This is a genomic window from Rhodococcus sp. (in: high G+C Gram-positive bacteria) (genome assembly GCF_049591685.1).
Lineage (GTDB): Bacteria > Actinomycetota > Actinomycetes > Mycobacteriales > Mycobacteriaceae > Rhodococcoides.
Map to the genome: position 1 here is coordinate 1 of NZ_JBAWFH010000018.1, position 8747 is coordinate 8747.

12 protein-coding genes and 1 tRNA gene are annotated in these 8747 nt (G+C 64.4%); 8 read left to right on the top strand and 5 right to left on the bottom strand.

Annotation, left to right across the window (positions count from 1 at the left end; translation table 11 throughout):
• Positions 1-89 precede the first annotated feature (89 nt).
• Positions 90-713, top strand: coding sequence for an alpha-ketoglutarate-dependent dioxygenase AlkB (locus tag WBQ44_RS00550; RefSeq protein WP_495564788.1), 624 nt, complete (start codon positions 90-92; stop codon positions 711-713).
• On the opposite strand, the gene WBQ44_RS00555 is transcribed toward WBQ44_RS00550, so the two are convergent.
• The gene (locus WBQ44_RS00555; RefSeq protein WP_495564789.1) at positions 710-1810 is read right to left on the bottom strand and encodes a 3-deoxy-7-phosphoheptulonate synthase; all 1101 of its coding nucleotides are present in this window, start codon (positions 1808-1810) and stop codon (positions 710-712) included. The two genes, WBQ44_RS00550 and WBQ44_RS00555, sit on opposite strands and share 4 nt — an antisense overlap.
• 283 nt (positions 1811-2093) lie before the next feature.
• On the opposite strand from WBQ44_RS00555, the gene WBQ44_RS00560 reads away from it, so the two are divergent.
• The 4 genes from WBQ44_RS00560 to WBQ44_RS00575 all read left to right on the top strand — a co-directional run bounded on the left by WBQ44_RS00560 (position 2094) and on the right by WBQ44_RS00575 (position 5017).
• Positions 2094-2540 carry a MarR family winged helix-turn-helix transcriptional regulator gene (locus WBQ44_RS00560; protein WP_495564790.1) on the top strand — a complete coding sequence of 149 codons (447 nt, stop codon included), beginning with the start codon at positions 2094-2096 and terminating at the stop codon, positions 2538-2540.
• Positions 2537-2959 (top strand): organic hydroperoxide resistance protein, encoded by a 423-nt coding sequence (locus WBQ44_RS00565; protein ID WP_495564791.1) that lies wholly within the window; start codon positions 2537-2539, stop codon positions 2957-2959. Before WBQ44_RS00560 ends, WBQ44_RS00565 begins: the two co-directional genes overlap by 4 nt.
• A gap of 15 nt (positions 2960-2974) precedes the next feature.
• Positions 2975-3970: an NADP-dependent oxidoreductase gene (locus tag WBQ44_RS00570; protein ID WP_495564792.1), complete on the top strand. Its 996-nt coding sequence runs from the start codon at positions 2975-2977 to the stop codon at positions 3968-3970.
• A gap of 132 nt (positions 3971-4102) precedes the next feature.
• Positions 4103-5017 (top strand): pseudouridine synthase, encoded by a 915-nt coding sequence (locus WBQ44_RS00575; RefSeq protein WP_495564793.1) that lies wholly within the window; start codon positions 4103-4105, stop codon positions 5015-5017.
• Here WBQ44_RS00575 and WBQ44_RS00580 read toward each other — a convergent pair.
• On the bottom strand, positions 4998-6011 hold the full coding sequence (locus WBQ44_RS00580; protein WP_495564799.1) for a hypothetical protein: 1014 nt from the start codon (positions 6009-6011) through the stop codon (positions 4998-5000). The genes WBQ44_RS00575 and WBQ44_RS00580 overlap by 20 nt on opposite strands.
• A 177-nt stretch (positions 6012-6188) precedes the next feature.
• Here WBQ44_RS00580 and WBQ44_RS00585 point away from each other — a divergent pair, with 177 nt between their 5' ends.
• From WBQ44_RS00585 to WBQ44_RS00595, 3 genes are all read left to right on the top strand, one after another.
• On the top strand, positions 6189-6605 hold the full coding sequence (locus WBQ44_RS00585; protein ID WP_495564794.1) for a hypothetical protein: 417 nt from the start codon (positions 6189-6191) through the stop codon (positions 6603-6605).
• Positions 6606-6649: 44 nt separating this feature from the next.
• Positions 6650-7237, top strand: coding sequence for a helix-turn-helix domain-containing protein (locus WBQ44_RS00590; RefSeq protein WP_495564795.1), 588 nt, complete (start codon positions 6650-6652; stop codon positions 7235-7237).
• A 103-nt stretch (positions 7238-7340) separates the two neighbouring features.
• Positions 7341-7637: an ANTAR domain-containing protein gene (locus tag WBQ44_RS00595; RefSeq protein WP_495564796.1), complete on the top strand. Its 297-nt coding sequence runs from the start codon at positions 7341-7343 to the stop codon at positions 7635-7637.
• Here the strand turns inward: WBQ44_RS00595 and WBQ44_RS00600 are convergent.
• The 3 genes from WBQ44_RS00600 to WBQ44_RS00610 form a co-directional block, all read right to left on the bottom strand.
• Positions 7608-7856, bottom strand: a complete 249-nt coding sequence (locus tag WBQ44_RS00600) for a hypothetical protein (RefSeq protein ID WP_495564797.1) — start codon at positions 7854-7856, stop codon at positions 7608-7610. The two genes, WBQ44_RS00595 and WBQ44_RS00600, sit on opposite strands and share 30 nt — an antisense overlap.
• 134 nt (positions 7857-7990) lie before the next feature.
• Complete coding sequence (locus tag WBQ44_RS00605) at positions 7991-8548, bottom strand: DUF6584 family protein (protein ID WP_495564798.1); 558 nt, start codon at positions 8546-8548, stop codon at positions 7991-7993.
• A 120-nt stretch (positions 8549-8668) separates the two neighbouring features.
• Positions 8669-8745: transfer RNA gene (locus WBQ44_RS00610), tRNA-Phe, on the bottom strand.
• Positions 8746-8747 lie beyond the last annotated feature (2 nt).

Consider the following 8747-nt stretch of genomic DNA (forward strand, 5'->3'; position numbering starts at 1 on the left):
GCCCATGGCCTCACGATAGAACGGGGCACCGACCGAAACAGTCGAATTGCCGCTGGAACATATGTTCGAACCCAGCTAGGCTTGTACGCATGAGCGTGGAGCTACAGGGTTCACTGTTCACGGACGACGAGTCCGAGTTCGGCCCACTCGAATCACACGTCACGCGGCGTCTACTGACGCATGGGGCGTGGGTCGACGTTCGCCCGGGATGGGCGAGCTCGGCCGACCTGTTCGATCGACTCGTCGACGGTGTCGACTGGCGTGCCGAACGGCGCCAGATGTACGACCGCGTGGTCGACGTTCCGCGGCTCGTTCGTTTCTACGCGGAGACGGAGCCGTGGCCCGACCCGTCGATGTCGGCGGCGAAGGAAGCACTCGACGCCCACTACCAGCACGAGCTCGGCGAGCCGTTCGCGACAGCCGGAATGTGTTACTACCGAGACGGATCCGACAGTGTTGCCTGGCACGGCGACAACATCGGCCGAAGCGCAACGGAGGACACGATGGTCGCCATCCTCTCGCTCGGCGCCACGCGGCAGTTGATGCTCCGCCCGCGCGGAGGCGGCGGTTCGCTCAAATTCACGCTGGGACACGGCGATCTGATCGTCATGGGCGGCTCGTGCCAGCGAACGTGGGAGCACGCGGTACCCAAGAGCACCCGCGCGACCGGCCCACGCGTCAGCGTGCAATTCCGGCCGCGCGGTGTCCGCTAGGAAGCCCGGCGCGTCTCGACAGCCGACGCCAGCGCGTCCAATTGCGTTGCGGTTGTGTCCCAGTCGAGGCAGGCATCGGTGATGGACTGCCCGTAGGTGAGCTCGTCCTTCCTGCCCAACGTCAGATCCTGGCGTCCCGATTCGATGAACGATTCGAGCATGACACCGACAATGCCCGCCTCTCCGCCCGCCACACGCGCCGCGAGATCGGTGACGACGTCGACCTGCTTGTTGTGATCCTTGCGGCTGTTGCCGTGGCTGGCGTCGACCACTACCCGCTCGGGCAGGTTGGACTTGCGCAGCCGTGCCACGGTGTCGGCCACGGACTCGGCGTCGTAGTTGGGGCCGTCGGTTCCGCCGCGAAGAATAACGTGACAGTCCGGGTTGCCGGTCGTTCGGATCAACGCAGCCTGGCCGTCGAGGTCGGTACCGGGGAAGACATGTGAGGATGCCGCCGCACGGGTGCCGTCGACCGCCACCTGGACATCGCCCTCCGTCGAATTCTTGATGCCGACGGGCATCGACAGCGCACTGCACAGCTGCCGGTGCACCTGACTCGCCGCGGTGCGCGCGCCGATCGCGCCGTAGCTGACCAGGTCCGCGATGTACTGCGGGGTGATCGGATCGAGGAACTCGCAACCGACGGGCAAGCCGAGTGCGGAGATGTCGGCGAGCAGTCTACGCCCCACACGCAGGCCCTCGTTGACGTCGAACGAGCCGTCGAGGTGCGGATCGTTGATCAGGCCCTTCCAGCCCAAAGTCGTACGCGGCTTCTCGAAGTAGACGCGCATGACGATGTGCAGCCGATCGCCCAGCTCGGTGGCCTTCTCAGCGAGCCTGCGGGCGTAGTCCATCGCAGCGGCGGTGTCGTGCACCGAGCACGGTCCGACGACGACGATCAGGCGGTCGTCCCGTCCGTCGAGGATGTCGACGACACCGGCGCGACCGGCGCGAACCGTTGCCGAGACGGCGTCGTCGGCCGCCAGTTCACGACGCAGCAGCGACGGAGGGACCAACGGACTGATGCTGATTGTGCGTTGGTCATCCAAAGATGTATCGAGGGGAGCGTGAGCAGTGGGTGACGCGGAGATGGTCATGAGGAACTGTCCTGTTTCCCAGACCGACTCTCGGTGAGCTCCACGCGCGCTTCGAGCCGGTCTGTATCCGGCTCGTGGGGTGGGGGTCTCAGCGCATGGCGTCGCTGGCTGACCCACCCGGGGCCGGCCTGCTAAACCAAAAATACGTGCGCTGCATGGAAACGACAGTAGCAGGGTGCGCGGAGTGCGCTGCGCGCCCGTGTGCGCGAAGTGCTGCTTCAACAACACTTTGTGCACACCGGGTAGATTGTGCACAACTCAAACGTGCGCTACCTTTGTGGACGTGACCAACGAACTCGCACTCGATCGGCAGGTGTGCTTCGCGCTGTACTCCGCATCGCGGGCTACCACCGCGGTGTATCGGCCGATGCTCGAACGCCTCGGCGTCACGTACCCGCAGTACCTCGTCCTGTTGGTGCTGTGGGAGAAGGACGGCCGCGGGGTACGAGAAATCTGCACCGAGCTCGACCTCGATACGGGCACGTTGTCACCACTGCTCAAACGGCTCGAAGCGCTCGGGTTCATCGAGCGTCGCCGCTTGACGACCGACGAACGCCGCGTCGAAATCCACCTGACGGACGCGGGAAATGCGCTGCAGTCACAGGCAATCGACATCCCCGGGCAGCTTGCGGGTAAGACCGGCATGTCCGTCTCGGACCTGGAACAACTACGCAACGCGTTGATCAAGCTGACCGACGCACTCCACGATACGAAAGGCAGTCACCCATGAAGACCATCTACACCGCCGAGGCACTGGCCACCGGCGAAGGCCGCAACGGTCACGCCCGCACCTCCGACGGACGCCTCGACCTCGACCTCGCCATCCCCGAGGCCATGGGCGGCAGCGGTGACGGCACCAACCCGGAGCAGCTCTTCGCCGCAGGCTACGCAGCCTGCTTCCACTCGGCGCTGCAGATGGTCGCGCGTGCCGACAAGGCCGACGTCACCGACTCCGCCGTGGGTGCTCGCGTCGGAATCGGCCCCAACGACGCCGGCGGCTTCCAGCTCGAGGTCACCCTCGAGGTCACGCTGCCGAACCTCGGTCGCGACGAGGCTCAGGCCCTCGCGGACAAGGCCCACCAGGTCTGCCCCTACTCGAACGCGACGCGCGGCAACATCGATGTCACCGTGACCGTCACCGAAGACTAGAAAGTAGGTACACACATGCAGGCCAAGGAAATTCATCTCGCTTCGCGCCCGACGGGTGAGCCGGTTCCGGACAACTTCCGCACCGTCGACACCGAGCTCCCCGCCCTCGAGGATGGTCAGATCCTCGTGCGCAACATCGTCATGTCGGTCGACCCTTACATGCGCGGCAGAATGAACGACGTCAAGTCGTACGTACCGCCGTTCGCACTCGACGCCCCGCTCGATGGCGGTGCAGTCGGCGAGGTCGTCGAAACCCGTTCCGACGCATTCGCCGTCGGCGACACCGTGTCTCACGGCAAGGGGTGGCGTGACTACGCTGCGCTCCCGGCCAAATCGGCGCGAAAGGTGGACCTCGACAAGGCCAAGGCGTCGGCGTACCTCGGTGCGCTCGGCATGACCGGCCTCACCGCTTACGCCGGACTCACCGTGGTGGCGCAGTTCAAGGAAGGCGACACCGTGTTCGTCTCGGGCGCCGCTGGTGCAGTCGGTTCGCTGGTCGGACAGATCGCGAAGGCCCTCGGCGCCGCACGCGTCATCGGCAGTGCCGGCTCCCCCGCCAAGGTGGAACGCCTTCTCGAGCTTGGCTTCGACGCGGCGTTCGATTACCACGACGGCTCCGTCAAGAAGCAGCTCGCAGAGGCTGCACCCGACGGCATCGACGTGTACTTCGACAACGTCGGCGGCGATCACCTCGAAGCCGCAATCGGCGCAGCCAATAAATATGCACGAATTGCGATGTGCGGAGCCATCTCCCAGTACAACGCAACAGAGCCGACGCCAGCTCCACGCAACCTGGCTCTGGCCATCGGCAAGGAGTTGACGCTGAAGGGCTTCATCGTCGGCACCTACAACCACCTCGTCGGCGAGTTCGACCAAAGGATGGCGCAGTGGCTCGCCGACGGCGTCGTCGAGTGGGACGAGACCGTCGTCGACGGCCTCGAGAATGCGCCAGGTGCCTTCATCGGCCTGCTGCGCGGCGAGAACACCGGAAAGATGATCGTCTCCATCTGAGGCGGCTCCGCCACCCGTGTGTGGAAAGTGCTGTTCGAACAGCCCTTTTGACGCACGGGCGCGGAGCGCTTTTGACGCACGGGCGCGGAGCGCTTTTGACGCACGGGTGCGCAGCGCCGATACAGTAGGGCCATGGCCCGTCGTGCACCTCTTCCCGTGCGCGATGGCCTCGGCCCTACTCGCATTCGTATGCCCGAGGATTCGCCGTTCGGCACCGTGCTCGGCTACCTAGTCGACAGATTCCCGCAGGACGAAAAAGGGTTGCGGGAGAAGATACATGCGGGCGAGATCGTTGATGCGACGGGCGTCTCACTCGCTCCCGATGCCGCGTTGATGCCGCGCGCGGACATCTATCTGTACCGCGATCCACCGATCGAGCCCGTCGTGCCGTTCGCGATCGACATCCTGCATCGCGACGACGATCTGCTGGTGGTGGACAAGCCGCACTTTCTCGCGACGACGCCGCGCGGTGCATACGTCGCGCGGTCGGCGCTGGTCGTCCTGCGCCGCGAACTCGACCTTCCGGAGCTCAGCCCGGCTCACCGGCTGGATCGGCTGACGGCGGGCGTCCTGATTTTCACCGTTCGACCGGAGGTCCGTCGTGCCTATCAGGAGATGTTCGCCGACCGCACCGTCGCCAAGACGTACGAGGCCGTTGCCCGCTACGATCCCGAACTGGCGTTGCCGCGAACGATGCGTAGCCGCATGGTCAAGGAACGTGGGGTACTCCGGGCCGAGATCGTGCCCGGGGAGCCGAATGCCGAGACCATGGTCGAACTTGCCGAACACGACGAAAACCGCGGGCTGTACACGTTGCGTCCGAAAACCGGTCGTACGCATCAGCTTCGGCTGCACATGAACGAGCTGGGGATTCCCATCTTCGGCGACAACTTCTATCCCGACTTCTACGATGTCGCGGACGACGACTACTCCCGGCCCCTCCAGCTGTTGGCCCGATCGGTCTCGTTCATCGATCCGTTCAGCGAAGAAGTCAGAACGTTCACCAGCACCCGAACCTTGGACTTCCTTACTTCGGCATCGAGATGACGTCGCCGCGTGCGGTGTTCTCGTCGGCGATTTCGGCGGTGCGCACCCCGATGCGATGTGACAGCACTGCCAGGGCGAACAGTCCGAGCGCCACGTTGATCAGCGCCGCGAAGCCTTCCTGCGCGAAGTCGACGAGTGCGCCCAGCATCGTGAAGATCAGCGCCCCCAACCGAAGCATGCGCAGCGGACCGAGTTCGTGCCGGCGCAGGCGAACAGCGGCGGGGAGTGCCAACGCCAGTGTCAGCACGGAGGATACGAAGAGGATGGCGCTCGCGATCCCCATCTTGTCGACGTCGATGGTGGTATCCGCGGAGTCGACGTGCACGTCTCCCAGCACCAGTTGCACGATGCCGAACACGACGCCGGCGAACGACGCTATCGTCAACACCCACGCAACGACCGGCACCCAGCGAGGACTTTTCAGGAAGCGCGGGATGAGCCGCGGAAGGTACATGCGGGCGTCGTACAGCCTCGATGTTCCACTCGTGGCGCTGTTCAGCAACATCCTCAGCCCGGCGATCGTGTCCGCGTCGGCGCCTTCGGCCTCGGCGCGATCGACCATGTGCAGCGCCCACACCCGTCGATGCTCGGGCAGGCCGTGCGCGACGCCCAGCGCGGCGATGTGGGCTGCGTTGGCGAGTGTTTCTTCGCGCGAGGGACGCCGGGAGTCGCGAACGATACGGTTCCCCACCAAGACGAGGACGACCAGGACGTACATGATCTCGGCCGACGGCCCGTAGAAGTAGTCGTTGTCCTTGGTAACGAATTTGCCGACTTCGTCGAGAAACAACCCGAAGCCGATGCCGCCCATCACGACCGACACTGCCCGTACGGCGAACCCGAGAAACAGCCACCCCATGAGCAGTGCGAGCATCATCAGCGCACCGCCGTAGAGGGCGTGCGCGATGTGCAGGGTCTTGCCGCCCACCTGCGGGTAGCCCGTGAGTTCTAGATACAAGCGCGTCACCAGGATGGTGGCTATGGCAATGATCATGAACGCTTCGGCGCTCGTGCTGCCGTAGGCGTCGCGGAGTATCCGAGACCGCCGAACCGACACGGAAGTCGACGCATGTTCGCTGGTCACCGGTAAAGTATGGGCGCATCCGAGCGCGTCGCGGACCCGTTTCACCAACGAACCCGCCCCGAGTAGAAGCCGATAGCATCGACGGTCATGAGGACGACGGAGATGGCACGGCGCGCGGCACTGACGATCGGCATCTGTTCGCTGGCTCTGGCGGGATGCAGCACGGACGATCGATCCGAGGCGAATCAGAGCCTCGACAGCGTCGCCGGTTCGGCGAGCAGCATCGCGGCAAGCGTCGGTGAAAGGGCGGGCGGGTTGCTCGACGAAGCCAAGGTGGGCACTTTTGTCGCCGCGTTCCGGGCTCAATTCGGCGGACTCGCCGAGAACCGAGACGATAATGCGATCAAGAACCTTCTAACAAGCACGTGCACCGAGATTGTCAACGGCGCGGACGAATCTGCCATCGTCGCCGACTTGGAAGTCGAGGCCGCTTCCGGCGGTGTGAAGCCAACGACCGAGCAGGCTCAGCGCATCTTCGATCAAGCTAAACTGGCCTGCCCGTAACGAGTGGACTTGACAAATTCTTTTGCTGAAACTGCAATAGGAGGATGAGTCAGCCCGATTCCGACATCGACGACGTCATTGCCGGCGTCGGACCGCGTTTACGCCAACTGCGAACCGAACGCGGGACCACTCTCGCCACCCTCGCCGAGAGCACCGGGATATCGCTCAGCACACTGTCACGTCTCGAATCCGGTGATCGTAAGCCGAGCCTCGAACTGCTGCTGCCGATCGCACGGGCACACCAGATTCCCCTCGACGAACTCATCAGCGCGCCGCCCGTCGAGGACCCGCGCATCAAGTACACCCCCGTCCGTCGCGAGCACGTCACCATCCACCCGCTTACCAGACGTCCCGGCGGAATGCAGGCCTACAAACTCGTCGTCGACCCGGTCCGCAACGAACCGGCACCGCGAGTACACGAGGGCTACGAATGGCTGTACGTGCTCAATGGTCGACTACGCCTGGTGTTGGGCGAACACGACTTCGTCATGAAACCCGGCGAGGCCGCCGAATTCGACACGCGCGTACCGCATTGGTTTGGTGCCCTGGGTGACCAGCCGGTCGAAATCCTCAGCCTCTTCGGCCCCCAAGGCGAGCGCATGCACGTTCGCGCCAAACCCACCGATTCTTAGCCCCGTCGCTACTTCACGGTCGTTGCCGTATGGCAAAGTGAGCGCCTTCGGGCATGCATTCGCAGTTCGAAACTCTCATCGTTCGAACTGACTAGGACCGTCCATGACAGACAGAAATCCCGATACAACGGCGTCTCGGGGACCCGCCTCACGCACCGATGTAGATGTCGCGACCGGAGTACTGGTCGGGCGGTGCGGCGGAACCGTCGCCGCCGCCGTCGATGACTTGTTCGCCACAGCCCGGGACAACCGGATCAGTTTGTTCGAGCTGTCGCGCACCGTCATCACGCTTGCGGAGGGCAGGGAAGGCGGCGATTCGGAGACGCGCCGGGTCGCGCTCGCGCAGTGGGGCGCTGCGCTCGGTACGCCGTCAGCTGCGAAAGACGCCGTTCTCGCGTAGTTCCGGAAACCGTGCCGTCATGTTGTCGATCTGGCGGTACATCTCGTACAACTCCTTACGAAGTGCGGCCGCGTCCGCCTCCAGTTCTCGCGCGCGTGTCGTCGCCTTGTCGGCACGCGCGCGGAACGCACGGGCCTGGCCGATTTCGATCTGCGCGGAACACTTTTCGAAGTATTCGGCGAGACCTACTGCGAACAACCTCGCCTGGGCGAGATTCACTTCATAATTGTCGTCGCGATAGCTGTCACGTCGCGTGGATTCGATGATTTCAACCCTTGCCGCTAGCCGAAGTCGGTCGGGTACAAACTTTACGCTGGCCCCAGCTCACCTTCGCACACGGACGGACGAGACGGTCAGGAGAAGACGATCGCCAGCACCACCGACGCCGAGGTCGCTGCGATCGCCAGGATGATGATCGACGCCACCACACGCTGCCGCATCGGCGGCCCCTCGCGGCGACCGCCGTCGAGGTCGGGAAGTTCGTCGTCGCCGAAGTCGTCTGCGTCGACACCCTCGTCGTCGAAGTACACGGTGTCTCGGGGCGGTACCCATTCCTGCCCGTTGGCGCGGACGGCATTCGCGAGACGCTCGAGCCGAGCCTGAGCCCGCGGCGGGTAATGCTCGGACGGCGCGTTGATGGGGATAGCTCGGGCTATCGCCATGGGAGAGCGATGCCGCTCTTCAAGCGCTGCGAACGCGGACGACGCGGTCGGGTCTCGGTCTGATTTGGCCGTGAGAAACCATGCCGCTCCGGCTGCTGCCCGATCACCCATCAGCAGATGGGTGTAGGCCAGCAGCTCGAGAATCGGTTGTGACGCCGGTGAGGTCTGCAATGCGGCGAGCAGGCGCTGACGCGCGCGATCCATTTCGCCGCGGGCGAGGTCCTGTTGAGCCTGATCGATCACGTCCACGGGCGCCAGCCTAACGATTGAACGGGCCGACACCTATCGCCCGGTACCGGGCTCGCGAACGAAAAAATCCCATCCGGAACTCCGGATGGGATTCGAACTGTTCGATATCTGCTGTGCATATGGTGGCCAGGGCCGGGATCGAACCGGCGACCTTCCGCTTTTCAGGCGGACGCTCGTACCAACTGAGCTACCTGGCCGG

Excerpts from the sequence above, each read along its gene's own strand:
- WBQ44_RS00550 (WP_495564788.1), top strand. The coding sequence starts at position 90 with ATGAGCGTGGAGCTACAGGGTTCACTGTTCACGGACGACGAGTCCGAG.
- WBQ44_RS00555 (WP_495564789.1), bottom strand. The coding sequence starts at position 1,810 with ATGACCATCTCCGCGTCACCCACTGCTCACGCTCCCCTCGATACATCT.
- WBQ44_RS00565 (WP_495564791.1), top strand. The coding sequence starts at position 2,537 with ATGAAGACCATCTACACCGCCGAGGCACTGGCCACCGGCGAAGGCCGC.
- WBQ44_RS00570 (WP_495564792.1), top strand. The coding sequence starts at position 2,975 with ATGCAGGCCAAGGAAATTCATCTCGCTTCGCGCCCGACGGGTGAGCCG.
- WBQ44_RS00575 (WP_495564793.1), top strand. The coding sequence starts at position 4,103 with ATGGCCCGTCGTGCACCTCTTCCCGTGCGCGATGGCCTCGGCCCTACT.
- WBQ44_RS00580 (WP_495564799.1), bottom strand. The coding sequence starts at position 6,011 with ATGATCATTGCCATAGCCACCATCCTGGTGACGCGCTTGTATCTAGAA.
- WBQ44_RS00585 (WP_495564794.1), top strand. The coding sequence starts at position 6,189 with ATGAGGACGACGGAGATGGCACGGCGCGCGGCACTGACGATCGGCATC.
- WBQ44_RS00590 (WP_495564795.1), top strand. The coding sequence starts at position 6,650 with ATGAGTCAGCCCGATTCCGACATCGACGACGTCATTGCCGGCGTCGGA.
- WBQ44_RS00595 (WP_495564796.1), top strand. The coding sequence starts at position 7,341 with ATGACAGACAGAAATCCCGATACAACGGCGTCTCGGGGACCCGCCTCA.